Source organism: Streptomyces sp. NBC_00859, from assembly GCF_045161865.1.
GTDB lineage: Bacteria > Actinomycetota > Actinomycetes > Streptomycetales > Streptomycetaceae > Streptomyces.
In genome coordinates this window covers 6,229,982-6,254,218 of the sequence record NZ_CP108826.1, presented here as the reverse complement: position 1 = coordinate 6,254,218, position 24,237 = coordinate 6,229,982, and the positions used below count along the sequence as shown (strand labels likewise).

Below are 24,237 nucleotides of genomic sequence, written 5' to 3'. Positions count from 1 at the left end.
CCCCGCTCCGCTCCACCCTCACATCCGGAGTTCTGTAGATGCGCGCTCTCCCCGCTTTCCCCCACGCCAAACCCGCCGCCGTCACAGCCGTGGTCACGGCCGCGCTGGCGGCCGGGCTGCTCGTCGTGACACCTGCCTCCGCCGGTGCGGCCGCGGTCAGGATCCACGACATCCAGGGCACGACCCGCCTCTCCCCGCTGGCCGGAAAGGAGGTGGCCGGCGTGCCCGGCATCGTGACGGCTGTGCGGACGTCCGGTTCCAAGGGCTTCTGGTACCAGGACCCGGACCCGGACGCCGACCCCGCCACCAGCGAGGGCGTCTTCGTCTTCACCGGCTCCGCACCGGCCGTCGCGGTGGGCGACTCGGTCACGGTCTCCGGCACGGTCGACGAGTACATACCGGGCGGCGCCGCATCCGGGAACCAGTCGGTCACCGAGATCGGCAAGCCGGCCGTGACCGTCGTCTCGTCGGGCAACCCCGTGCCGGCCGCGACCGTGATCAACTCCCGTACTGTGCCCGCCGCTTTCGCCCCGGCGGGCGACAAGGCGGCCGGCGGCAGCATCAACGGCCTCACCCTGAGGCCGCAGAAGTACGCCCTCGACCGCTATGAGTCCCTGGAGGGCATGAACGTCCGGATCGGCACCTCCCGGGTCACCGGTGCGACCGACACCTACGGGGAACTGTGGGTCACCGTGAAGCCCGGCGAGCGCCCCACCCCGCGCGGCGGCACGCTCTACAACGCGTACACGTCGCAGAACACCGGGCGGCTGATGATCCAGTCGTCGGATCCGGCCACCGCCGGTGCCGTCCCCGCGGCGAATGTCGGCGACTCGCTCACCGGCTCGACCGAGGGCCCGCTGGACTACAACCAGTACGCGGGTACGTACACCGTCGTCGCCCGCCGGCTGGGCAAGGTAGAGGCGGGCCGGATCAAGCCGGAGGTCACCCGGAAGCAGAAGAAGGACGAGCTGGCCGTCGCCACGTACAACGTGGAGAACCTGGACCCGACGGACCCGCAGAGCAAGTTCGACAAGCTCGCGGCCGGCGTCGTCGGGAACCTCTCGGCACCCGACATCGTGGCCGTCGAGGAGATCCAGGACAACGACGGCGCCAAGAACGACGGGGTCGTCGCCTCCGACGTGACGGTCGGCAAGTTCATCGACGCGATCGTCGCGGCGGGCGGTCCGCGCTACGAGTGGCGCTCCATCGACCCGGTCGACCTGGCGGACGGCGGGGAGCCCGGCGGCAACATCCGCCAGGGCTTCCTCTACAACCCGGCCCGCGTCGGCTTCACCGACCGGGCGGGCGGCACGGCGACCAGTGCCACGGGCGTCGTCTCCCGGGGCGGCAAGGCCGCGCTGACCTACTCCCCCGGCCGTGTCGACCCGGCCAACGCCGCGTGGAAGGACAGCCGCAAGCCGCTCGCCGGGGAGTTCACCTTCCACGGCAGGCAGGTCTTCCTGGTCGCCAACCACTTCGCGTCGAAGGGCGGCGACCAGGCGATCGACTCCCAGTACCAGCCGCCGACGCGCAGTTCCGAGACCGCCCGCCACGAGCAGGCCAAGGCCGTGAACACCTTCGTGAAGAAGATCCGTGCGGTGCAGAGCAACGCCGAGGTCGTGGTCCTCGGTGACCTGAACGACTTCGAGTTCTCCGGCACAGCGAAGATCCTCACCGATGGGAAGGCCCTGTCGGCGACGGCGTACTCACTGCCGGCGAACGAGCGTTACTCGTACGTCTACGAAGGCAATTCGCAGATCCTGGACCAGGTCCTGGTGAGCCCGTCGGTCCGGGACTACCAGCTGGACATCGTCCACATCAACGCCGAGTTCGCCGACCAGAACAGCGACCACGACCCGAGCGTGCTGCGTTTCCGGCCGTAGCGTGGCCGGCTGACCACCGCCTGCCGCGCGGCGGTCTCCGGGCGGAGTGCCGTGCCTCACGCCCCCGCCCGGAGTACCCGCTGCTCCCCGGCCCGCCCCGGCTCCCGGATGTGCCCGGGATAAAGGGGTGGGCCGGGCCGGCCGCGTCGCGTGCGAAGATCTGGGTGGAATTATCCAGCTCCCGAATGCAGTGAGGGTGGGGGATGTGACGGTCGGCACGGAGTCGGACCAGGAGAGCGACGCGTCGGACGCGCGGGATCCGGGCCGCGGCAGGACCACCAGGAGCACGCAGCGTTCCTTCTGGAAGGAGCTGCCGCTGCTCGTCGTCGTCGCGCTGGTACTCGCGCTGCTGATCAAGACGTTCCTGCTGCAGGCGTTCTCCATTCCGTCGGACTCCATGCAGAACACCCTGCAGACCGGCGACCGGGTGCTGGTCGACAAGCTGACCCCGTGGTTCGGCGCGGAGCCGCACCGCGGTGAGGTCGTCGTCTTCCACGACCCGGACGGCTGGCTCGCGGATGAGCCGGCCGCCAGGCCCAATCCGGTTCAGAAGGGGCTCAGCTACATCGGGCTGATGCCGTCGGCCAACGAGAAGGACCTGATCAAGCGGGTCATCGGAGTCGGCGGCGACACCGTGGAGTGCAAGGGCACGGGTCCCGTGAAAGTGAACGGCAAACCCCTCGCCGAGCCGTACGTCTTCGCGGGCAACACCGCATGCAGCACGGATCCGCAGGGCCAGTTCAAGATCAAGGTGCCCGAGGGGCACATCTGGGTCATGGGCGACCACCGCCAGTACTCGGCCGACTCCCGCTACCACCAGGACAAGAAGGGCGGCGGCTCCGTCCCGGTGAAGGACGTCGTGGGGCGCGCCGAGGTCATCGCCTGGCCGCTCGACCGGCTGAACAACCTGCCGGTCCCCGCCACCTTCCGCCAGTCCGGTCTCAGCGCCGCGGCGGCCTCGGCCCCCGGCGCGGCCGGCCTGATGGGCGCCGTGCCCCTGGTCCTGTGGCGCAGGCGCAGGCGGACCCGCCGGGCGGGCGCCCCGAGCCTGCCGTAGCGGCCGCCCGGCCCGCGAGGCCGTACTCCGGACGGCTCATCCGGGTGGCCCGCCGACATGTCTCGCGGTCCAGTGGATCCGGCGGCCCGCTCAGGGCCGGCCACGAGCGAGTGCCGCCGGGTCGGCGGCCGACCCGGAGGAGCCTCCATGAGGAGCCGCATCACCGCAGCAGGAGCCGTAGCGGCAGCCGGACTGATCGCCACGACGATCAGCGGCTGTTCCAGCACAGACGGATCGAAGTCCCAGGTCAACGGGGCCGGATCCACACCGTCCAGCAGTACGACGGCGTCCAGCAGCCCCTCGGCCGCGAGCGCGCTGAGGACGGTGATGGTCAAGAAGACCCCGCTCGGCAAGATCCTGGTCAACGGCAAGGGCCGGACGCTGTACCTCTTCGAGGCGGACAAGACGAGCAAGTCGACCTGCTCGGGCGCCTGCGCCAAGGCGTGGCCGCCGCTCCTGGCCAAGAACACGCCGACCGCCGGTACCGGCGTGCAGACCAAGCTGCTGTCCACGTCCGTCCGGAGCGGGGGCGTCAAGGGGGTCACGTACAAGGGCCACCCGCTCTACACGTTCCTGGGCGACCACAAGGCCGGTGACATCAACGGTCAGGGCCTCACCCAGTTCGGTGCCAAGTGGTACGTCCTGAACCCCGAGGGCAAGAAGATCGTCGCCGCCCCGCCGAAGTCGAGCAGTTCGCCTTCGAGCTCCAGCAGCTCCAGCAGCAGCGGCGGCGGTTACTGAGCCGCGGAGCGGCACTGTTCAGCTCCGCTCCGCTGCCGCTTCGTCCTGGAAGAAGCGAATCAAGTGGACCTGCCCCTCCGCCGGGGCAAGACTGACGCCATGACCCCTTCGCGGCCCTTCGGGCGTGCGCTCTGCGCGATGATCACGCCGTTCACCACCACCGGTGAGCTCGACCTGGAGGGCGCGCAGCGGCTCGCCGTACACCTGGTCGGCGCGGGGTGCGACGGACTCGTCCTCAGCGGCACCACCGGAGAGTCCCCGACCACCACCGACGCCGAGAAGACCGCGCTGGTGCGGGCGGTGGCGGAGGCCGTCGGCGACCGGGCCCACATCGTGGCGGGGGTGGGCAGTGCGGCTACCCGGCACACCGTCGAGCTGGCACGGTCGGCCGAGAGCGCGGGCGCGGACGGCCTGCTGGTGGTGACGCCGTACTACAGCCGGCCGCCGCAGGAAGCCGTCGAGGCCCACTTCCGCACGGTCGCCGACGCCACCGGGCTGCCGGTGATGCTGTACGACATTCCGGGCCGCACCGGCACCCGTATCGGGACCGGGACGCTGCTGCGGCTCTCCGGTCACCCTCGCATCGCGGCCGTGAAGGACTGCGCGTACGACCTGATGGGCTCCACGAAGGTCATGTCGCGTACCGGGCTGGCCTTCTACTCCGGCTGCGAGGAGCTGAACCTGCCGCTGTACGCGGTGGGCGGCTCGGGCTTCGTCAGCACGGTCGCGAATGTGGCGCCCGGCCCCCTGCGCGCCGTGCTCGACGCGCACGACGCCGCCGACCCCGGTGAGGCAGCACGGCTCAACGGGCTCAGTCTTCCCCTGGTGGAGCTGATGATGGCGTCGGGGCTGCCGGGCACGGTGACCGCGAAGGCCCTGCTCGGCGCGGCCGGACTGCCGGCCGGGCCGGTCCGTGAACCGCTGCAGCCCGCCGGCCGCGATGCGGTCGACGCGCTGCGGCGCGCTCATGCGGAGCTGTCGGCCGCCGGATGAGTCCGGCGGCCGGACCGGCACGCCAGTCTCAGTTGTGGCTGTGCAGGATCTCGTTGAGGCCGCCCCACACCGCGTTGTTCGGGCGGGCCTCCACGGTGCCGGTGACCGAGTTGCGGCGGAAGAGGATGTTCGAGGCGCCGGAGAGTTCACGGGCCTTGACTACCTGTCCGTCGGGCATCGTCACCCGGGTCCCCGCGGTCACGTAGAGACCGGCCTCGACGACGCACTCGTCCCCGAGCGCGATCCCGACGCCCGCCTCGGCGCCGACCAGGCAGCGCTCGCCGACGGTGATGCGGACGTTGCCGCCGCCGGAGAGGGTACCCATGGTGGAGGCGCCGCCGCCGATGTCGGAGCCGTTGCCGACCACGACGCCCGCGGAGATACGGCCCTCGACCATGGAGGTGCCGAGCGTGCCCGCGTTGAAGTTCACGAAGCCCTCGTGCATGACGGTCGTGCCGTCGGCGAGGTGCGCACCGAGGCGGACGCGGTCGGCGTCGGCGATCCGGACACCCTTGGGCGCGACGTAGTCCGTCATCCGCGGGAACTTGTCGATCGAGGTGACCTGGAGGTGCAGGCCCTCGGCGCGGGCGTTGAGCCGCACCTTCTCGATGTCGTCCACGGCGACCGGGCCCAGCGACGTCCAGGCGACGTTGGCGAGCAGGCCGAACATCCCGTCCAGGCTCTGCCCGTGCGGCTGGACCAGCCGGTGCGAGAGCAGGTGCAGCCGGAGGTACGCGTCGTGGGCGTCCAGCGGCTTGTCGTCGAGCGAGGAGATGACCGTACGGACGGCGACGACCTCGACGCCACGGCGCGGGTCGGGGCCCACGGCCTTCGGGGCGGCCTCTCCGAGCAGCTCCGCCGCGCGCTCGGCGGAGAGCCGCTCGGTGCCCGCAGGGCCGGGGTCGGCGGTGAGCGCGGGCGCGGGGAACCAGGTGTCGAGAACGGTGCCGTCGGCGGTGATCGTGGCAAGTCCGGCGGCCACGGCGCCGGTGGAGCGGGAAGCGGTCTGCGAGAGCGTGTCGGTCATGACCAAAACCTAACCGCCCGGACGCCGCACCTGCGAACCGGTCTCAGCGACCGGCCACCCGGGCCACCGCTTCCCACGGCGGTGAGGACGACCGTGGACGGGGGGCGGGCGGCGCCCGGCGCGCTCAGCCGTCGGCGGCCGGCCGCGTGGTGCCCCGGTCGCCGATGACCCGGGCCAGCGCCTCCCGCACCTCCTCCGGTTCGAACGCCCGGCCGGTCAGGAGGAGTTGGATCAGCAGCCCGTCGATCAGGGCGACCACCGAGCGGGCCGTTGCCGCGTCACCGTCGACGTGCGCCCGTACGACCTCCACGAAAGCGTCCAGCCACTCCGCCGCCACGGGCCGCAGCGCCTCTCGTCGCAGCGCGGCTAGATACAGCTCGTACTCCAGACGCGCCCGGCTCCGGTCCCCCGCGACGAGCCGCCCGAGCAGCGTGGTGAGCCGGCCGGCGAGCGCTTCGCCCGGCTCGTCCAGGGCCCGCGCCCACCCGTCGACCGCGGTCTGCGGCTCCTCGCTGACCCTCCGCAACGCGGCGACCAGCAGTTCGTCGAGGGTCGCGAAGTGGTACGTCGTCGAGCCGAGCGGCACGTCGGCCTCGGCGGCGACCGAGCGGTGGCTCAGCCCGGCGATGCCGTGATCGCTGACGATCCGGATCGCGGCATCGATGATCCGGTCCCGGCGGCCGGGGTCGTACCGCCTGGCCATCAGTGGGAGCTGCCCAGATTCAGCAGCACGACCCCGCAGATGACCAGGGCGATACCGCCGAGTTTCGCCGCGCTCATCGCCTCCCCCATGAAGACCAGGCCGATGGCCGCGATGGCGGCGGTACCGGCGCCGGCCCAGATCGCGTAGGCGGTCCCCACCGGCATCGACTTCAGCACCTGGGCGAGCAGGACGAAGGCGAGCACATACCCGGTCGCCGTCGCCAGCGAGGGCCACAGCCGGCTGAAACCGTCGCTGTACTTCATCGCGGTGGTCCCGCCGACCTCCGCGGCGATGGCCGCGGCAAGCAGTACATAGGGCATGTGTACGACCGTACACATCATGAACGGGCTACGGTGTGCCGTCCGGGAATCCCGGCACGGAAAGCCGGGCGGCGACGCACGGGGGACGGAGCGAGCAGTGACACAGGACCCGGGGTGGGCAGGCGCGCACGGAGGTGCGCCGTACGGGGGGCCGGCGGGCTGGGGGCCTGCGGGATGGGGCGCCCCGCAGCCGCAGACACCCGAGCCGGGCGTGATACCCCTGCGGCCCCTGCAGCTCGGCGACATCCTGGGCGGCGCGATGTCGACGGTGGGCCGCTACTGGAAGCAACTGCTCGGTACGGCCGCGGTGGTGTACGGCGGTGCGGCAGCGGCCCTGGCGGCGGCGCTGGGCGTCCTCTACGCGTCGTTCTCCGGCCGGATCCACGGGATCCTCCACACCCCGGAGTCCTCCGGGGTCAGCTGGGAGCAGGCCCGGCCTCTGGTGCTGTCCCTCTCCGGCGTGCTCCTGGCCGCAGGGCTCCTGAGCATGGTGTGCACCGCCATGGTCTGCGCGGCGTGCGCGACCGTCCTGCAGGAAGCGGTGCTCGGCCGGCCGACGACCTTCCGGGCCGTCTGGCGCAAGGCCTGGTCACGGCTGCTTCCGGTGATCGGCACCGTCCTGCTGTGCGGACTGGTCGTCCTCGTGCCGCTGCTGGTGATCACCGGGGCCGCGACCGCCGTCGTCGTGGCGGCCGCCGATGCGCACAACACAGCCGCGGCGATCACGGTGGGCGTGCTCGGCGGGCTTGCCCTGGTGCCGTCCGCGGTATGGCTGTGGGTGCGCTTCAGCCTGGCCCCCGCCGCCGTGGTGTTCGAGGGCCAGGGGCCGGCCGGCGCACTGCGCCGGTCGGCCCGGCTCGTGCGGGGCTCATGGTGGCGGGTCTGCGGCATCTCGCTGCTGGCGCTGGCGATCGGCGGCCTGACGGGCTACTTCATCCAGATCCCCTTCACCGCGCTGGGGATGTTCAGCGGCCTGTCGCTCCACCTGGACTCCGGGGCCGAGCCGAGTCCGGCCCGGGTGCTGGCCACTGTCGCCGGTTATCTGGCCGCCTCCCTGCTGGGCCAGACGCTCAGCCAGATCGTCTCGGTGACCTTTTCGCAGCTGGTGACCGGCCTGCTCTACGTGGACCGGCGGATGCGCCAGGAGGAGCTGGCACCCGTGCTCATCGAAGCGGCGGCCCGGCAGTACTGACCCGGGGCACCGAGGGGCCGGCGCGGGCGTACCGTCCGGCAGCACCGGGAGGACCGAGCGGGCCCGGCGTCACTGCCCCACGGTGAACCAGGTGGCGCGGGACTTCTTCCACTCGTCGTGGGCGAGGTCCTTCGCCTCCGTACCGTCCCCGTAGAGGTCGGCCGAGCCGTCGTCGGTGATCAGCTGGGCACGCGCGCCGGCTGCGGTCAGGTCGGGGACATCCACCACGGCCTCCCAGCCGCCCGGGTCGCTGGTCGGCAGATCGGCCCGCTTCACCGGGGCGTGCCCGGCGACACCGTCCCAGGAGTAGAGGGCGTACGGGTCGGAGTTGTCGTCGGCGGCCCAGGAACCGGCGACGATCAGATACTGGTCGGCCGCGTTCTTCCGGATGTCCCGGATGGCGAGCCCGCCGAGGTCCAGCTCGACCGGTGTGCCGAAGACGGCCTTCTTGCCGGTGACCACCTGGTCGATGTTCGTGACCGGCACGATCAGCGCCTTGCCGCCGTTCGCCGGTGGCACCAGCGGTGCCCGGAAGCCGAGGTAGGCGGTGGTGGACGAACCGGGCGCGAACTCCAGTCCCTCGATGTTGAATCCGTCGATCTGCTTGGGGACCTGTCCGTCCTCGGTACCCGCGGCGAAGCCGTAGCGGTCCCCGTTGGCCTTGTCCCAGGCGACCAGGTCGTCACGGAGTTTCGCGTACGAGCCGCCGAAGGCGAGCTGGGTGGAGGCTCCCGAGCCGGTGACCTCGGTGGTGAAGACGCGGTTGCGGTCGGACTTGTACTCGCCGTCCTTGTTGTTGCCCAGCGAGCCCGTCCAGTAGACCGTGTCGCCGACCCGCGCCGCGGCCTCGATGTCGATCTCCTTGCCGACGCCCAGCTCATCGCTGAAGTCCCAGGTCCGCACGGGCGCGCCGGAGACCGAACCGTTGTACAGGCGGAGGGTGTTGGACTCGTCGTCGGCCACCACCACGTAGCCGCCGCCGACCGGAACGGCGGCGGAGGCATCGGATGAGCCGGTGAAGTAGCGGGTGTCCGCGCTGTGCTGCGCGGCGGCGGACGCGGCATAGTGCAGGGTCTTGGTGGCGCTCTTTCCGCCGAGGCCGGTGACCTCGATGGTGAGGTCGGTGTAGCCCTGCGCGTGGGCGCCGACCGTGAGCTGCCGGGTGGCGCCCGTTCCCGTGACGGAGACGTCACCGGTCCCGGCGACCGACGGCCTGGAGCTGGCCGACGCGGCCACGGTGAGGTCCGAGGCGGCCGCACCGCTCTGTGCCACGGTGACGGTGAGAGCGGGGTCTCCGGTGGCACCGACCGCTCCGGACAGGTAGCCCGCCGAGAGAGAAACGGTGGGTGTTCCGTAACTCGCCGCGTGCGCGGGGGCGTTGACGCCGGTGAGGGCCAGGGTGAGCAGCCCGCTCGCGGCGGCCGCTCCGGCGGACGTGCGGCGCAGCGGGTTGGCGGAGATGTGCACGGGGACCCTCTCGTCGTGGGGCGGATCGCGGTGGGGCGTCGTCGACGAGAAGGCTCCGGTCTGCGCGCCAACGGGGCGCGCACACCGTACGTACGGAAGGCGAACAGCACAATACGGCCCCGGTGCGGGAAGCACCGGGGCCGTACAGGGCATGCGCCGGGAGGAGCGGCGGGACGGATCAGACGTTGAAGCCGAGCGCGCGCAGCTGCTCGCGGCCGTCGTCGGTGATCTTGTCCGGGCCCCACGGCGGCATCCAGACCCAGTTGATCTTCAGCTCGTTCACGATGCCCTCGGTGGCCGACTTCGCCTGGTCCTCGATGACGTCGGTCAGCGGGCAGGCCGCGGACGTCAGTGTCATGTCCAGCGTGGCGATGTTCGCGTCGTCCACGTGAATGCCGTAGATCAGGCCGAGGTTGACCACGTCGATCCCCAGCTCGGGGTCGACGACGTCGTACAGCGCCTCGCGGACCTCCTCCTCGGAGGCGGGCTTCATCGTGGCGGTCTCGTTCTCGCTCATGCGGTCTTCCCTTCGGACAGCGCCTGCGCCGTCGCGTCCTTCCACGCCATCCAGCTCAGCAGCGCGCACTTGACGCGCGCCGGGTACTTCGAGACACCGGCGAACGCGACGGCGTCCTCCAGTACCTCCTCCATCGCGTCGTCCGGCTCGATCTGACCCCTGGACTGCATCAGCTCCAGGAAGGTCTCCTGGATCTTCTGGGCGTCGCCCAGTTCCTTGCCGACCAGCAGTTCGTTCATCACGGACGCACTGGCCTGGCTGATGGAGCAGCCCTGACCCTCGTACGACACATCCGCGACGCGGTCGCCCTCGTACCGCACACGCAGCGTGATCTCGTCGCCGCACGTCGGATTGACGTGGTGCACCTCGGCGTCGCCGTCACGGAGACCGCGCCCGTGCGGGTGCTTGTAGTGGTCCAGGATCACTTCCTGGTACATCGAATCCAGCTTCACGATCCAGTCCCTACCCGATGTCCTCGTCCGTATGGCCGGGCCGGTCCGGCCAGGCATATGCCAAACGAAAGGCCCTAGCCGAAGAAATTCCTCACGTGCTCCAGCCCGTCCGCCAGCGCGTCGACCTCGTCCGGCGTGGAGTACAGATAGAACGACGCTCGCGTGGTCGCAGGAATTCCGTACCGCAGGCAGACCGGCCGTGCGCAGTGGTGACCCACGCGGACCGCGATGCCCTCCTCGTCGAGGACCTGGCCCACGTCGTGCGGGTGAATGTCACCGAGCGTGAAGGAGATCGTCGCGCCGCGGTCGAGGGCCGTGGACGGTCCGATGAACCGCAGGTCCGGGATCTCGGCGAGACGCTTCATCGCGTACTCGGTGAGCGCGTGCTCGTGCGCGGCGATCTTGTCCATGCCGATCGCGGAGAGGTAGTCCACGGCCGCGCCGAGGCCGACGGCCTGGGCGATCGGGGGCGTACCCGCCTCGAACTTGTGCGGCGCGGGGGCATACGTCGACGAGTGCATCGACACGGTCTCGATCATCTCGCCGCCGCCGAGGAACGGCGGCAGGTCCTCGAGGAGTTCCTGGCGGCCCCAGAGGACGCCGATCCCCGTCGGGCCGACCATCTTGTGACCGGTGAAGGCCACGAAGTCGGCCTGCAGCGCCTGGACGTCCAGCACCATGTGCGGCGCGGCCTGGGACGCGTCGATGCAGACCAGCGCGCCGACCTCCTGGGCGCGCCGGATGATCGCCTCGACCGGGTTGACCGTGCCCATCAGGTTGGAGACCAGCGTGAAGGAGACGATCTTCGTCTTCTCGGTGATGATCTCCTCGATGTTGGACAGGTCGAGGCGGCCGTCGTCGGTGAGGCCGAACCACTTCAGCTTCGCGCCGGTGCGCTGCGAGAGCAGCTGCCACGGCACGATGTTGGAGTGGTGCTCCATCTCCGTGATGACGATCTCGGTCTCGTGGTCGACGCGGTAGGGCTCGTCGGCCCAGCCGAGCATGTTGGCCACGAGATTGAGCGACTCGGAGGCGTTCTTGGTGAAGATCACCTCGTCGCGGCTCGGCGCGTTGATGAAGGCGGCGACCTTGTCGCGGGCGCCCTCGTACAGCGCCGTGGCCTCCTCGGCGAGCACATGCACGCCACGATGGACGTTGGCGTTGTGCTGCTCGTAGTACTCGTTCAGCGCGTCGAGCACCTGGCGCGGCTTCTGCGAGGTCGCCGCGTTGTCCAGGTAAACGATCTTCTTCCCGTCGTGGACCACACGATCCAGCAGGGGGAAGTCCTTGCGGATCGCGTCGGTGTCAAGGAGGCCCGGCAGCTGTGTCACGCGACGTCCTCCTCCGGGTTCGCTCCGCTCACGGTGCCAACCTTCGTGTATGCCTCGTAGCCCTCGTTCTCCAGCTTGTCGGCGAGCTCCGGGCCGCCGGACTCGGCGATCCGGCCGTTCGCGAAGACGTGCACGAAGTCGGGCTTGATGTAGCGCAGGATGCGCGTGTAGTGGGTGATCAGCAGGGTGCCGACATCGCCGCCCTCGCGGACACGGTTGACGCCGTCGGAGACCTGACGCAGCGCGTCGACGTCCAGACCGGAGTCCGTCTCGTCGAGGATCGCGATCTTCGGCTTGAGCAGCTCCAGCTGGAGGATCTCGTGGCGCTTCTTCTCACCGCCGGAGAAGCCCTCGTTGACGTTGCGCTCGGCGAAGGCCGGGTCCATCTGGAGGGTCTCCATGGCCGTCTTGACCTCCTTCACCCAGGTACGGAGCTTCGGCGCCTCGCCGCGGATGGCGGTGGCCGACGTACGCAGGAAGTTGGAGACGGAGACGCCCGGGACCTCGACCGGGTACTGCATGGCGAGGAAGACGCCGGCGCGGGCCCGCTCGTCGACGGTCATCTCCAGCACGTCCTCACCGTCGAGGGTGACGGTGCCGCTGGTGATCGTGTACTTGGGGTGTCCCGCGAGGGAGTACGCGAGCGTCGACTTGCCGGAGCCGTTGGGGCCCATGATGGCGTGGGTCTCGCCCTGCCTCACGGTCAGGTCGACGCCCTTGAGGATCTCCTTCGTACCGTTCTCGGTTTCGACGGAGACGTGCAGGTCGCGGATTTCAAGCGTTGCCATGGGTGACTCAGGACTCCTGGGATACGGAGACGAGCACATCGTCCCCTTCGATCTTTACGGGGTAAACGGGGACGGGGCGCGTCGCGGGAAGGCCGGACGGCTTGCCGGTGCGGAGGTCGAAGCTGGAACCGTGCAGCCAGCACTCGATGGTGCAGTCCTCGACCTCGCCCTCGGAGAGGGAGACGTTCGCGTGCGAACAGATGTCGTTGATCGCGAACACCTCCCCTTCCGTACGGACCACGGACACCGGCGTGCCGTCGAGCTCCACCCGTTTCGGGGTGTCGTCCTCCAGCTCGCTCAGCGCGCAGGCCCTGACGAAGGCGGCCATCAGACGGCTGCCTGCAGCTCGGCGTCGATCTTGGTGAGCAGGCGCTCCTCGACGTCCGGCAGACCGATCTGCTGGACCAGCTCGGCGAAGAAGCCGCGGACCACCAGACGGCGGGCCTCGGACTCCGGGATGCCACGCGACTGCAGGTAGAAGAGCTGCGAGTCGTCGAAGCGGCCCGTCGCCGACGCGTGGCCCGCGCCGGCGATCTCGCCGGTCTCGATCTCCAGGTTCGGGACCGAGTCCACCCGCGCGCCGTCGGTGAGGACGAGGTTGCGGTTGAGCTCGTACGAGTCGGTGCCCTCGGCTGCGACCCTGATCAGGACGTCGCCGATCCAGACGGCGTGCGCGTCCTGGCCCTGGAGCGCGCCCTTGTAGGCCACGTTCGACTTGCAGTGCGGGGCGTTGTGGTCGACGAGGAGGCGGTGCTCCTGGTGCTGGCCGTGGTCGGTGAAGTACAGACCGAGGAGCTCGGCCTCACCGCCGGGGCCCGCGTACTGCACGCGCGGGTGGATGCGTACGACGTCGCCGCCGAAAGTGACCACGACCGACTTGAGCGAGGCGTCCCGGCCCACCAGCGCGTTGTGCTGTGCCACGTGGACGGCGCCGGAATCCCAGTCCTGGACGGAGACGACGGTCAGCTTCGCGCCGTCGCCCAGGATGTAGTCGACGTTGGCCGCGAGCACCGCGTCGCCGGTGTGGTCGATGACCACGAGGGCCTCGGCGAAGGCGCCGAGCTCGATGACCTGGTGGCCGTAGGCGACTCCGCCGACACCGCGCACCGCGATCCGGATCGGCTCGCTGAGCACGGTCTCCTTGGGCACCGAGACGACCGACGCCTTCTCGAAGGACGAGTACGCCTGAGCGGCGACCCGGTCCACGGGGGTGCCGGCCCGGCCGATGCGCGCGTCGTCACGGCCGACGGTCTCGACGTGGACGCCGTCGGGCGCGGACACCTCGACCTCGACGCCGGCGCCGGTCGCGACCGCCGTGCCGTCGTGCAGGCCCTTGAGGCGCTCCAGCGGGGTGAACCGCCACTCCTCCTCACGGCCGTGGGGGACCGGGAAGTCCGCCACGTCGAAGGACGGAGCCGCGCTCATACGGGTGGCGACGGTGGAGTCGGCAGCCACCGCGATGGACCCGGCAGTGGTGGATCCTGCCGCGGGGGGTCCCCCCTGGACCGGAGATTCTCGTAGGTCCTTGGGGGAATTCTGAGCCTCAGCCATGGCTGTCGTCGTGCTCGCTTTCTGATGAATACGTCTGGGTCGGTCGAGGGTGCGGACGGCTGCTAGCCGACCGATCCCTCCATCTGCAGCTCGATCAGCCGGTTGAGCTCCAGGGCGTACTCCATGGGGAGCTCCTTGGCGATCGGCTCGACGAAACCGCGCACGATCATCGCCATCGCCTCGAACTCCGTCATACCGCGGCTCATCAGGTAGAAGAGCTGGTCGTCGGAGACCTTGGAGACGGTCGCCTCGTGGCCCATGGACACGTCGTCCTCGCGGACGTCCACATAGGGGTAGGTGTCGGAGCGGGAGATCGTGTCGACGAGCAGCGCGTCACAGAGGACGTTCGACTTGGAGCCCTCGGCGCCCTCGCCGATCTCGATCAGACCGCGGTAGGAGGTACGGCCGCCGCCTCGCGCCACCGACTTGGAGACGATGTTGGAGGAGGTGTTCGGGGCCATGTGGACCATCTTGGCGCCGGCGTCCTGGTGCTGGCCCTCGCCCGCGAAGGCGATCGACAGCGTCTCTCCCTTGGCGTGCTCGCCCATCAGGTAGACGGCCGGGTACTTCATGGTCACCTTGGAGCCGATGTTGCCGTCGACCCACTCCATGGTCGCGCCCTCGTACGCCACGGCACGCTTGGTGACGAGGTTGTAGACGTTGTTCGACCAGTTCTGGATCGTCGTGTAGCGGCAGCGGCCGCCCTTCTTCACGATGATCTCCACGACGGCGCTGTGCAGCGAGTCGGACGAGTAGATCGGGGCGGTGCAGCCCTCGACGTAGTGGACGTAGGCGTCCTCGTCGACGATGATCAGCGTCCGCTCGAACTGGCCCATGTTCTCCGTGTTGATACGGAAGTAGGCCTGGAGCGGGATCTCGACGTGCACACCCTTCGGCACGTAGATGAAGGAACCGCCGGACCACACGGCCGAGTTCAGCGAGGCGAACTTGTTGTCGCCGACCGGGATGACCGTGCCGAAGTACTCCTGGAAGAGCTCCGGGTGCTCCTTCAGCGCGGTGTCGGTGTCCATGAAGATGACACCCTGCGCCTCCAGCTCCTCATTGATCTGGTGGTACACGACCTCGGACTCGTACTGGGCGGCCACACCCGCGACGAGGCGCTGCTTCTCGGCCTCCGGGATGCCGAGCTTGTCGTACGTCTTCTTGATGTCCTCCGGCAGGTCCTCCCAGGAAGCAGCCTGCTTCTCGGTGGACCGCACGAAGTACTTGATGTTCTCGAAGTCGATGCCCGACAGGTCGGAGCCCCAGCTCGGCATGGGCTTCTTGCCGAAGAGCTTGAGGCCCTTGAGGCGCAGCTTCAGCATCCACTCGGGCTCGTTCTTCTTCGCCGAGATGTCGCGGACAACCGCTTCGGACAGGCCGCGCTTGGCTGCGGCGCCTGCCACGTCGGAGTCGGCCCAGCCGAATTCGTACGTGCCCAGGCCATCGAGTTCGGGGTGGGCAGTCTCCGTGGGGAGCGTCATGCGGGGTTCCTCCCGGCCGTGCTGGCGGATGCTGAATCGGTGGTCTGATGGGTGGTCTTGGGGATGAACGTCGTACACACGCCGTCGCCGTGGGCGATGGTGGCCAGACGCTGCACATGGGTCCCGAGCAGGCGGGAGAAGACCTCGGTCTCCGCCTCGCAGAGCTGCGGGTACTGCTCGGCGACATGAGCCACCGGGCAGTGGTGCTGGCACAGCTGCTCGCCGACCGGTGCGCTTCGCGCCGTAGCAGCGTACCCGTCGGCGGTCAACGCCTTGGCCAGTGCCTCGGCGCGGCTCGCGGGCGCTGCGGCCTCGACCGCCTCCCGGTACGTCTCGGCCTGCGTGGCGAGCCGGTCACGGGCGAACTCCATGACGGCCTCGTCGCCCGAGCGCCGGGCGATCCAGCGCAGGGCGTCCGCGGCGAGCTGGTCGTAGGACTGGTCGAAGGCGTCGCGGCCGCAGTCGGTGAGCGCGAAGACCTTGGCGGGACGGCCACGGGTCCGGGCGCCGTACACCCGCTGCTCACGGGGGGCGACGACGTCATCCGCGACCAGGGCGTCGAGGTGGCGGCGGACCGCCGCCGAAGTGAGGCCGAGACGGCCGGCGAGCTCTGTGACGGTGGACGGGCCGTGGTCCAGGATGGAGCGCGCGACCCGGTTGCGGGTGGACCGCTCACCGGTCGCGAGTTCCTCCTGCGGAGCCTCGCCAACGTTTTTCACAACGCCATTGTTGCGTAATTCACCGGCCCGCGACAAGTAAAGATCCCGGACGCGCGCGGTGGTGTCGATCACTTAGGGTTACCTAAACAAGGCCGGATGCCGGGCGCCGCACGGCCTGCGCCCCCTGCGCCATCCGCCGGTCGGCGGCTTCGTAGACTCCCCCGTATGAGCACAGATCCCGCCGTTGAGGTCCGCGGCCTCGTCAAGCGGTACGGCGCCAGGACCGCGGTGGACGGCCTGGACCTGACCGTCGGTACCGGCACCGTGACCGCTGTACTCGGGCCCAACGGCGCGGGCAAGACCACCACGGTCGAGACCTGCGAGGGGTACCGGCGCGCCGACTCCGGCACCGTGCGTGTCCTGGGCCTCGACCCGGTGGCCGACGCGGCGCGGCTGCGCCCCCGCGTCGGTGTGATGCTCCAGTCCGGCGGCGTCTACTCGGGTGCCCGCGCGGAGGAGATGCTCCGCCACACGGCGAGACTCCACGCGCACCCGCTCGACGTCGGCGCCCTGATCGAGCGGCTCGGACTCGACGGCTGCGGCCGCACGGCGTACCGCAGGCTCTCCGGCGGACAGCAGCAGCGGCTGGCCCTCGCGATGGCGGTCGTGGGCCGCCCGGAACTGGTCTTCCTCGACGAGCCGACGGCCGGGCTCGACCCGCAGGCCCGCAGGTCGACCTGGGACCTCGTGCGGGAGCTGCGCGCCGACGGGGTGACGACGGTGCTCACCACCCACTTCATGGACGAGGCCGAGCAGCTCGCCGACGACGTGGCGATCATCGACGCGGGCCGGGCCGTCGCACACGGGACCCCCGAGGAGCTCTGCCGCGGCGGGGCCGAGAACACGCTGCGCTTCGGCGGACGCCCCGGACTCGACGTCGGCTCACTGCTGAAGGCGCTCCCGGACGGCTCGGCGGCCACCGAGCTGACTCCGGGGAACTACCGGATCACCGGCACGGTCGACCCCCAGCTGCTCGCCACAGTGACCTCCTGGTGCGCGCAGCACGGCGTGCTGCCGGACCGTATCGCGGTCGAGCGCCACACCCTCGAAGACGTCTTCCTGGAACTGACCGGCAAGGAGCTGCGCGCATGAGCGCCGGTACGTACGCCCCGCGGCCGGGCGCCGCCCCGCTGTCCCGCATGATCGCAGCGCAGACCGCGTTCGAGACGAGGATGCTGCTGCGCAACGGCGAGCAGCTGCTGCTGACCGTGATCATCCCGTCGCTGCTGCTCGTCCTCTTCTCCGCGGTCGACATCGTCGACACGGGGGCCGGCAAGTCCGTGGACTTCCTGGCCCCGGGCATCCTCGCGCTCGCCGTGATGTCCACGGCCTTCACCGGTCAGGCGATCGCGACCGGCTTCGAGCGCCGGTACGGCGTACTCAAGCGGCTCGGGGCCTCACCGCTCCCCCGCTGGGCGCTGATGACCTCCAAGACCCTGTCCGTGATCGTCACCGAGGCCCTGCAGACCGTCCTGCTGACCGTGATCGCGCTCCTGCTGGGCTGGTCGCCGCACGGGAATCCGTTCGCCGTGCTCCTGCTGCTCGTCCTCGGTACGGCCGCCTTCTCGGGCCTCGGTCTGCTGATGGCGGGGACACTCAAGGCGGAGGCCACGCTGGCCGCGGCCAATCTGGTCTTCCTGCTGCTGCTGGTCGGCGGCGGTGTGATCGTGCCGATGGACAAGTTCCCCGGTGGCGTCAGGTCCGTGCTGGAGCTGCTGCCGGTCTCGGCGCTCTCGGACGGCCTGCGGGACGTCCTGCAGCACGGCGCGTCGATGCCCTGGGGTGACCTGGGCATCCTCGCGGTGTGGGCGGTGCTCGGGCTGGGAGCGGCCGCCCGTTTCTTCCGCTGGGAGTAACCGCCCCGCCGGGGGCGCGCCGACGGGGCGGCCGCCGCCCGGCAGGTCCGGTTCGCCCGGTCCGGCGGGAAAGCGCCCCCTCGTGAAAGTACGCACAAGCGCCCGGCCTACGATGTCTCCGTGCCGAAACTGACCCGCGCCGAAGCTGTTGGCGCCGTGCGCAATCCGCTCGCCTTCATCGCCGACCGCTGGACGCCGGACCCCCGGACCGTCCGGCGCGCGGCGCTCGTCGCCCTGGTGATGACGGTGGTCATCGTCGTGACCGGCGGCGCGGTCAGGCTGACCAGCTCCGGGCTCGGCTGCCCGACCTGGCCCAAGTGCACCGACCAGAGCCTCACGGCGACCAGCGAGATGGGCTTCCACGGCGCCATCGAGTTCTCCAACCGGATGCTCACGTACGTGCTGTGCGCGGCGGTCGGCTGGGCGATCATCGCGGCCCGCTCGGCCAAGCCGTGGCGCCGCTCCGTGACCCGGCTCGGCTGGGCACAGTTCTGGGTGGTCATGGGCAACGCGGTGCTGGGCGGCGTCGTGGTGCTGGTCGGCCTCAACCCGTACACCGTGGCCGCGCACTTCCTGCTGTCCACCGCACTGATCACGGTCGCCGTGCTGACCTGGCAGCGGGTGCGCGAGGGCGACGAAGCGCCCCGCCCCCTGGTGGGCAAGGCGGTCGTCCAGCTGACCTGGCTGCTCGTGATCGCGGCGGGGGCGCTGATCGCGGTCGGCACCGTCGTCTCCGGAGCGGGCCGGCACGCGGGCGACTCCAGCGAGGTGGAGCGCATCCCGGTGGACTGGTCGATGATCGCGCAGCTGCACGCCGACTTCGCCTGGGTCGTGGTGGCGCTCACCGCGGCGCTCTGGTTCGTACTGAAGGCCGTCGACGCACCGGCCGGACCGCTGCACCGGGCCCGTGACCTCTTCCTGATCCTGATGGCCCAGGGCGTGATCGGCTACATCCAGTACTTCACCCACACGCCGGAAATCCTGGTCGGGCTGCACATGTTCGGCGCGACGCTGGTGTGGATCGGTGTGATGAGGGTGCTGCTGTCGCTCCGCGAGCGGCCGCACAGCGGTGCGGGAATCCCGGCGCAGTCCGAGGACCCGGCGCTCACAGCCGTCTGATCCCCACCCCGGCCCCCGTCAGACCGGTTCGAGACCGTAGACACGGTGGGCGTTTCCTGCCGCGATCATCGCGGCGACCCGTGTCGCGTCCGCGTGCGACCAGGCTCCGTCGTCGACCCAGCCGCCCAGCGCGCGGCCCAGCGCGTCCCGGAACACCCGCGCGCGCACCACGTGCAGTTCGGGCAGACCGCGGGCGCCGCTGGAGAACAGCAGCTTCCCGAAGGGCGCGAGCTCCAGGATCTCCGCGAGCACGGCGGCCGCCCGCCCGCCCGTATGGGCCAGCGCCGGGCCGAGGTCGGCGTACACATGCGGATGGATGCTCGCCAGGTGTGCCGCCTGCCGGTGGTACGGATAACCGTGCAGCAGCACCAGATCGGTACCGAGCCCGGTCGCCGCGACGATGAAGTCGGCCAGCAGCATCGGGTCGCCCGCCCCGATGTGCAGCTGGAGCGGGCGGCCGGACGCGAGAGCGTTCCACAGCAGATGGCGCAGGAGCACCGGATCGGTGAGGCTGCCGCCCACCTGGCGGTCTGCGAGCCAGCGCCCGGCTGCGCCGCGCACCTCGCCGGGCCCCGGCGGGTCGGGCTCCAGCGCGAGTCCGTGCCGTACGGAGGCGACCGAGCTGAAGGCCACGGCGGAACCGGCCGCGCCGTGCACCGCCTCGGCCAGATTGGCGAGGAAGGACTCCACGGTGCCGGAGGTGTCGGCCACCTGCTCCGCCAGGAGTTCGAGCCGGACGATCTCATGTGCGTCGGCGCCGCCGGCCGCCCCGGTCTCGGCCGGCCCCGTGAGGTCTCCGGGCAGTCCGGTGTCCACCAGATAAGTGGTGATCCCGCTGCCGCGCAGCAGCCGTCTCCCCACTTCCAGCACGCCGAGTTCCCGGCGGCGGGCGAGGTAGTGCGCCGGGGCGCAGTGCGGTTCGAGGCCGAGGAGCGGCGGGCACCAGCGGCGCACGGCGAAACCGGTCTGGGTGTCGAAGAAGGTGGTGCCCGGAGCGGGCGGCCCCGGGGTCCTGCCGAGGTGCGCCTCGAAGGTGCCGAGACCGAGCTCGGTGCGGAGCACGCCGTGGCAGTACTGGTCCACCAGGCATGGTGTCTCGATCATCCGGGGCCTCCGCTTCGGGCTGTTCTCCTTCAGCCCTAACGGCTGAACCCGCCCTCAGGTGTTGCCCTCAGGCCCCGGCTCCGGCTCCGGCTCCGCCGAGCTGGATGCCCGCCATCCGCTTCCACTCGTACGGGCCGGTGCGGACCTTGGCCGCGAACTCGCCGTCGAAGGACTCGTGGACGGTGACCCCCGCCTTCTCCACCGCGCTCTGCGCCATGGCGTACGAGGGCGCCACCAGGTCGCCCCAGCCGCCGTCCTCACCCACCAGCACGATGCGGGCGCCCCGCTCCCCGATGTACGCGACCTGCGCCTCGGTGCCGCCGTGCTCCCGGCCGAAGGCCTCGATCCGCCGGGCGAGCCCGGCGACCTTGCGCTCGGCCCTGGCGTCCTGCTTCTCGTCAACCTGCTTCTCGTCAACCTGCGTATCTGCCATGGCCGCATGCTACTCGCGGGTAGCAGTGGGCGCGACGGACAGGTGACATGACTCGGGCCACTGCGCACGAAGCCGCAGTGGCCCGGAGATCCGCCTCTGGACGGGACTACCGCAGGAAGGGGTCCACGGCGACCGCCACGAAGAGCAGCGACACATAAGTGATGGACCAGTGGAAGAGCCGCATCTCCTTGAGCTTCGCCCCGGTGACGCCGCTCCTGGCCCGGCCGCGCAGCGCGTGCGCCTCCCGGAGCCAGAAGGCCCCGGCGAGCACGGCCACCACCGTGTAGAACCAGCCCGTGTAGCCGAGCGGGGTGAGCAGCAGCGAGACGACGACCATCGCCCAGCTGTAGATGACGATCTGCTTGGCCACGACCTGGTTGGTGGCGATGACGGGCAGCATCGGGACTCCGACACGCGCGTAGTCGTCCTTCACCCGCATCGACAGCGGCCAGTAGTGGGGCGGCGTCCAGAAGAACATCACCAGGAACAGGATGACCGGCGCCCACGACATCGAGTCCGTGACGGAGGACCAGCCGATCAGCACCGGCATACAGCCCGCGATACCGCCCCAGACGATGTTCTGCGAGGTCCGGCGCTTGAGGATCATCGTGTAGACCACGACGTAGAACAGGAGCGCGCCCAGCGAGAGCACTGCCGAGAGCCAGTTGACGAGCAGCCCGAACCAGAGCGTCGAGAAGGTGGCGAGCGCGACCGCGAAGACCAGGCATTCCTTCGGCGAGACCATGCCGGTGACCAGCGGGCGCTGCATCGTGCGGTCCATGAGCGCGTCGATGTCGCGGTCGATGTACATGTTGAACGCGTTGGCACCGCCGGCGGAGAGATAACCGCCGAGGCAAGTCGCAAGGACCAGCCACAGATTGGGCACGCCCTGCTCGGCGAGGAACATCACCGGAACGGTGGTGATCAGCAGCAGTTCGATGATCCGCGGCTTTGTCAGCGCCACAAACGCCTTGACGCGGGCCCCGAACGGCCTATGGGCCCCCGGGCTGGGAGTCGGGACGACCCCTGCGGGTCGGGACTCGACGGCCGTCACGTACACCCCTGACAGAGAATGTTCCCAGCAAGTTCCGGCCGTGAAGAGCCGGTAAAGACTTGCGCTTACCACGCCACTCTAGACGTTGCCCATACGCCGCCATCCCCGGGGGTGCGGTCGTGTTGGGCCCGTTGTTCCGGGCGGAAAGAGCCGCTGTTCCGAGCGGAGAGGCGCGCCTCGACGGGCGAATCCGCAGCAACGCCCGCACCCTGGGAAGTGTCTGCCTTCCACCGGCGGGAACTCGAAAAGACGGGCGTTGCTGCGGGGGTAGGCTCGACAACGCCCGGTGCACCGAACGTAACCGGGATTACATATGTGGAGAGGAGCCCTGACCCAGGGTGAGTACCAAGCCGACCACCACTGAACTCGCGTGGACCGAATTGGACCAGCGGGCCGTCGACACCGCCCGCGTGCTGGCCGCGGACGCCGTACAGAAGGTCGGCAACGGCCATCCCGGTACGGCCATGAGCCTGGCCCCGGCCGCGTACACCCTCTTCCAGAAGGTGATGCGGCACGACCCGGCGGACCCCGAGTGGACCGGTCGTGACCGGTTCGTCCTCTCGGCCGGTCACTCCTCGCTGACCCTCTACACCCAGCTCTACCTGGCCGGGTTCGGCCTGGAGCTGGACGACCTCAAGGCGTTCCGCACCTGGGGCTCCAAGACCCCGGGGCACCCGGAGTACGGCCACACCACCGGCGTCGAGACCACCACGGGGCCGCTGGGCCAGGGTGTCGCGAACGCGGTGGGCATGGCCATGGCCTCCCGCTACGAGCGTGGCCTCTTCGACCCGGAGGCGGCCCCCGGCACCTCCCCGTTCGACCACTTCATCTTCGCGATCGCCGGCGACGGCTGCCTCCAGGAGGGCATCTCGTCCGAGGCGTCCTCGCTCGCCGGCCATCAGAAGCTCGGCAACCTCGTACTGCTGTGGGACGACAACCACATCTCGATCGAGGGCGACACGGAGACCGCGGTCTCCGAGGACACCTGCGCGCGCTACGAGGCGTACGGCTGGCACGTCCAGCGTGTGGCGCCGAAGGCCAACGGCGACCTCGACCCGGCCGCCCTGTACGCGGCGCTCGAGGCCGCGAAGGCCGAGACCGGGCGTCCGTCGTTCATCGCGATGCGCTCGATCATCGCCTGGCCCGCCCCGAACGCCCAGAACACCGGCGCCGCGCACGGCTCGGCGCTCGGCGACGAAGAGGTCGCCGCGACCAAGAAGATCCTCGGCTTCGACCCCGAGAAGTCCTTCGACGTCCCGGCCGAGGTCCTCGCGCACACCCGCGCCCTGGGTGACCGCGGCCGTGAGGCCAAGGCCGCCTGGGAGAAGGGCTTCGCCGCCTGGCGCACCGCGAGCCCCGAGCACGCCGCCGAGTTCGACCGGATCCGCGCGGGCGAGCTGCCCAAGGGCTGGACGGACGAGCTCCCCGCGTTCGAGGCGGGTACGTCCCTCGCCACCCGCGCCGCTTCCGGCAAGGTGCTCCAGGCGCTGGGCGGTGTCATCCCGGAGCTGTGGGGCGGCTCCGCCGACCTGGCCGGCTCGAACAACACGACGATCGACAAGACGTCGTCGTTCCTGCCCGAGGGCAACGCCCTGCCGGGCGCGGACCCGTACGGCCGCACGGTCCACTTCGGGATCCGCGAGCACGCCATGGCCGCGGAGATGAACGGCATCGCGCTGCACGGGAACACGCGTATCTACGGCGGCACCTTCCTGGTGTTCTCCGACTACATGCGCAACTCCGTCCGGCTCTCGGCGCTGATGCACCTGCCGGTCACCTACGTGTGGACGCACGACTCGGTCGGCGTCGGCGAGGACGGACCGACCCACCAGCCGGTGGAGCACCTGGCCTCGCTGCGTGCCATCCCCGGTCTGAACGTGATCCGCCCGGCGGACGCCAACGAGACCGTCATCGCCTGGCGCGAGGTCCTCCAGCGCTACACCAAGGTGTTCGGCAAGGGTGCCCCGCACGGCTTCGCGCTGACCCGCCAGGGTGTTCCGACGTACGAGGCGAACGACGACGCGGCCAAGGGCGGCTACGTGCTGTTCGACGCCGATGGCGGCGCGCCCGATGTCGTCCTGATCGCCACCGGCTCCGAGGTGCAGCTCGCCGTCGAGGCGCGTGAGCAGCTCCAGGCCGCGGGTGTCCCGACCCGGGTGGTCTCGATGCCGTGCGTCGAGTGGTTCGAGGAGCAGGACCAGGCGTACCGCGACTCGGTGCTGCCGCCGGCCGTCAAGGCGCGGGTGGCTGTCGAGGCGGGTATCGGTCTGACCTGGCACCGCTTCGTGGGCGACGCGGGACGGATCGTGTCGCTGGAGCACTTCGGCGCGTCCGCCGATGCCAAGGTCATCTTCCGCGAGTTCGGTTTCACCCCGGAGGCGGTGGCCGAGGCCGCCAGGGAATCACTCGAAGCCGCAGCGCGCTGACGCTTATATACAACAAGTAG

General features: G+C 70.3%; 24 protein-coding genes. 9 read left to right on the top strand and 15 right to left on the bottom strand.

What is annotated here, in order from left to right; all coding sequences use genetic code 11:
* The first annotated feature begins 38 nt into the window (after nucleotides 1–38).
* The 4 genes from OG584_RS27390 to dapA all read left to right on the top strand — a co-directional run bounded on the left by OG584_RS27390 (nucleotide 39) and on the right by dapA (nucleotide 4,674).
* The gene (locus OG584_RS27390; RefSeq protein ID WP_405781746.1) at nucleotides 39–1,883 is read left to right on the top strand and encodes an endonuclease/exonuclease/phosphatase family protein; all 1,845 of its coding nucleotides are present in this window, start codon (nucleotides 39–41) and stop codon (nucleotides 1,881–1,883) included.
* Nucleotides 1,884–2,079: 196 nt separating this feature from the next.
* Nucleotides 2,080–2,940, top strand: coding sequence for a signal peptidase I (lepB, locus tag OG584_RS27385; RefSeq protein ID WP_405781744.1), 861 nt, complete (start codon nucleotides 2,080–2,082; stop codon nucleotides 2,938–2,940).
* 147 nt (nucleotides 2,941–3,087) lie between these two features.
* The gene (locus tag OG584_RS27380) at nucleotides 3,088–3,681 is read left to right on the top strand and encodes a hypothetical protein (RefSeq protein WP_405781743.1); all 594 of its coding nucleotides are present in this window, start codon (nucleotides 3,088–3,090) and stop codon (nucleotides 3,679–3,681) included.
* A gap of 99 nt (nucleotides 3,682–3,780) precedes the next feature.
* Nucleotides 3,781–4,674, top strand: coding sequence for a 4-hydroxy-tetrahydrodipicolinate synthase (gene dapA / locus OG584_RS27375; protein WP_405781742.1), 894 nt, complete (start codon nucleotides 3,781–3,783; stop codon nucleotides 4,672–4,674).
* 28 nt (nucleotides 4,675–4,702) lie between these two features.
* Here the strand turns inward: dapA and dapD are convergent, their stop codons facing one another.
* From dapD to OG584_RS27360, 3 genes are all read right to left on the bottom strand, one after another.
* Nucleotides 4,703–5,701, bottom strand: coding sequence for a 2,3,4,5-tetrahydropyridine-2,6-dicarboxylate N-succinyltransferase (gene dapD, locus OG584_RS27370; protein WP_405781740.1), 999 nt, complete (start codon nucleotides 5,699–5,701; stop codon nucleotides 4,703–4,705).
* 124 nt (nucleotides 5,702–5,825) lie between these two features.
* On the bottom strand, nucleotides 5,826–6,404 hold the full coding sequence (locus OG584_RS27365) for a TetR/AcrR family transcriptional regulator (protein WP_405781738.1): 579 nt from the start codon (nucleotides 6,402–6,404) through the stop codon (nucleotides 5,826–5,828).
* Nucleotides 6,404–6,724, bottom strand: coding sequence for a DMT family transporter (locus OG584_RS27360; protein WP_405781736.1), 321 nt, complete (start codon nucleotides 6,722–6,724; stop codon nucleotides 6,404–6,406). The genes OG584_RS27365 and OG584_RS27360 overlap by 1 nt, the downstream gene beginning before the upstream one ends.
* Nucleotides 6,725–6,821: 97 nt before the next feature.
* Between OG584_RS27360 and OG584_RS27355 the strand changes: the two genes are divergently transcribed.
* Nucleotides 6,822–7,916 (top strand): hypothetical protein, encoded by a 1,095-nt coding sequence (locus OG584_RS27355; RefSeq protein WP_405781735.1) that lies wholly within the window; start codon nucleotides 6,822–6,824, stop codon nucleotides 7,914–7,916.
* A 69-nt stretch (nucleotides 7,917–7,985) separates the two neighbouring features.
* Here the strand turns inward: OG584_RS27355 and OG584_RS27350 are convergent, their stop codons facing one another.
* The 9 genes from OG584_RS27350 to OG584_RS27310 form a co-directional block, all read right to left on the bottom strand.
* Nucleotides 7,986–9,383, bottom strand: coding sequence for a hypothetical protein (locus OG584_RS27350; RefSeq protein ID WP_405781733.1), 1,398 nt, complete (start codon nucleotides 9,381–9,383; stop codon nucleotides 7,986–7,988).
* Between the two features lie 178 nt (nucleotides 9,384–9,561).
* Nucleotides 9,562–9,900, bottom strand: a complete 339-nt coding sequence (locus OG584_RS27345) for a metal-sulfur cluster assembly factor (RefSeq protein ID WP_327298283.1) — start codon at nucleotides 9,898–9,900, stop codon at nucleotides 9,562–9,564.
* The gene (sufU, locus tag OG584_RS27340) at nucleotides 9,897–10,352 is read right to left on the bottom strand and encodes a Fe-S cluster assembly sulfur transfer protein SufU (RefSeq protein ID WP_405781731.1); all 456 of its coding nucleotides are present in this window, start codon (nucleotides 10,350–10,352) and stop codon (nucleotides 9,897–9,899) included. Before sufU ends, OG584_RS27345 begins: the two co-directional genes overlap by 4 nt.
* 74 nt (nucleotides 10,353–10,426) lie before the next feature.
* The gene (locus OG584_RS27335) at nucleotides 10,427–11,683 is read right to left on the bottom strand and encodes a cysteine desulfurase (protein WP_405781729.1); all 1,257 of its coding nucleotides are present in this window, start codon (nucleotides 11,681–11,683) and stop codon (nucleotides 10,427–10,429) included.
* The gene (sufC, locus tag OG584_RS27330) at nucleotides 11,680–12,471 is read right to left on the bottom strand and encodes a Fe-S cluster assembly ATPase SufC (RefSeq protein ID WP_405781727.1); all 792 of its coding nucleotides are present in this window, start codon (nucleotides 12,469–12,471) and stop codon (nucleotides 11,680–11,682) included. The genes OG584_RS27335 and sufC overlap by 4 nt, the downstream gene beginning before the upstream one ends.
* A 7-nt stretch (nucleotides 12,472–12,478) precedes the next feature.
* Entirely contained in the window at nucleotides 12,479–12,799 is a 321-nt protein-coding gene (locus tag OG584_RS27325) for a bifunctional 3-phenylpropionate/cinnamic acid dioxygenase ferredoxin subunit (RefSeq protein ID WP_356833474.1), read from the bottom strand.
* Nucleotides 12,799–14,022 carry a Fe-S cluster assembly protein SufD gene (gene sufD / locus OG584_RS27320; RefSeq protein ID WP_405781725.1) on the bottom strand — a complete coding sequence of 408 codons (1,224 nt, stop codon included), beginning with the start codon at nucleotides 14,020–14,022 and terminating at the stop codon, nucleotides 12,799–12,801. Before sufD ends, OG584_RS27325 begins: the two co-directional genes overlap by 1 nt.
* A 62-nt stretch (nucleotides 14,023–14,084) precedes the next feature.
* Nucleotides 14,085–15,506: a Fe-S cluster assembly protein SufB gene (sufB, locus tag OG584_RS27315; RefSeq protein WP_405781723.1), complete on the bottom strand. Its 1,422-nt coding sequence runs from the start codon at nucleotides 15,504–15,506 to the stop codon at nucleotides 14,085–14,087.
* Nucleotides 15,503–16,225: a helix-turn-helix transcriptional regulator gene (locus tag OG584_RS27310; RefSeq protein WP_405781722.1), complete on the bottom strand. Its 723-nt coding sequence runs from the start codon at nucleotides 16,223–16,225 to the stop codon at nucleotides 15,503–15,505. Before OG584_RS27310 ends, sufB begins: the two co-directional genes overlap by 4 nt.
* Nucleotides 16,226–16,390: 165 nt before the next feature.
* Between OG584_RS27310 and OG584_RS27305 the strand changes: the two genes are divergently transcribed.
* The 3 genes from OG584_RS27305 to OG584_RS27295 all read left to right on the top strand — a co-directional run bounded on the left by OG584_RS27305 (nucleotide 16,391) and on the right by OG584_RS27295 (nucleotide 19,200).
* A complete protein-coding gene (locus OG584_RS27305; protein WP_405781720.1) occupies nucleotides 16,391–17,317 on the top strand; it encodes an ABC transporter ATP-binding protein in 927 nt (308 codons plus the stop codon).
* Nucleotides 17,314–18,081: an ABC transporter permease gene (locus tag OG584_RS27300; RefSeq protein ID WP_405781718.1), complete on the top strand. Its 768-nt coding sequence runs from the start codon at nucleotides 17,314–17,316 to the stop codon at nucleotides 18,079–18,081. The genes OG584_RS27305 and OG584_RS27300 overlap by 4 nt, the downstream gene beginning before the upstream one ends.
* Before the next feature lie 120 nt (nucleotides 18,082–18,201).
* On the top strand, nucleotides 18,202–19,200 hold the full coding sequence (locus OG584_RS27295) for a COX15/CtaA family protein (RefSeq protein WP_405781717.1): 999 nt from the start codon (nucleotides 18,202–18,204) through the stop codon (nucleotides 19,198–19,200).
* Between the two features lie 18 nt (nucleotides 19,201–19,218).
* Here the strand turns inward: OG584_RS27295 and OG584_RS27290 are convergent, their stop codons facing one another.
* The 3 genes from OG584_RS27290 to OG584_RS27280 all read right to left on the bottom strand — a co-directional run bounded on the left by OG584_RS27290 (nucleotide 19,219) and on the right by OG584_RS27280 (nucleotide 21,797).
* Nucleotides 19,219–20,304: an amidohydrolase gene (locus OG584_RS27290; protein ID WP_405781715.1), complete on the bottom strand. Its 1,086-nt coding sequence runs from the start codon at nucleotides 20,302–20,304 to the stop codon at nucleotides 19,219–19,221.
* Nucleotides 20,305–20,371: 67 nt separating this feature from the next.
* The gene (locus OG584_RS27285; protein ID WP_405781714.1) at nucleotides 20,372–20,737 is read right to left on the bottom strand and encodes a hypothetical protein; all 366 of its coding nucleotides are present in this window, start codon (nucleotides 20,735–20,737) and stop codon (nucleotides 20,372–20,374) included.
* A 106-nt stretch (nucleotides 20,738–20,843) separates the two neighbouring features.
* A complete protein-coding gene (locus OG584_RS27280; RefSeq protein WP_405781712.1) occupies nucleotides 20,844–21,797 on the bottom strand; it encodes a heme o synthase in 954 nt (317 codons plus the stop codon).
* A 332-nt stretch (nucleotides 21,798–22,129) separates the two neighbouring features.
* On the opposite strand from OG584_RS27280, the gene tkt reads away from it, so the two are divergent.
* Nucleotides 22,130–24,217, top strand: a complete 2,088-nt coding sequence (gene tkt, locus OG584_RS27275) for a transketolase (protein ID WP_405781711.1) — start codon at nucleotides 22,130–22,132, stop codon at nucleotides 24,215–24,217.
* Nucleotides 24,218–24,237: the final 20 nt, after the last annotated feature.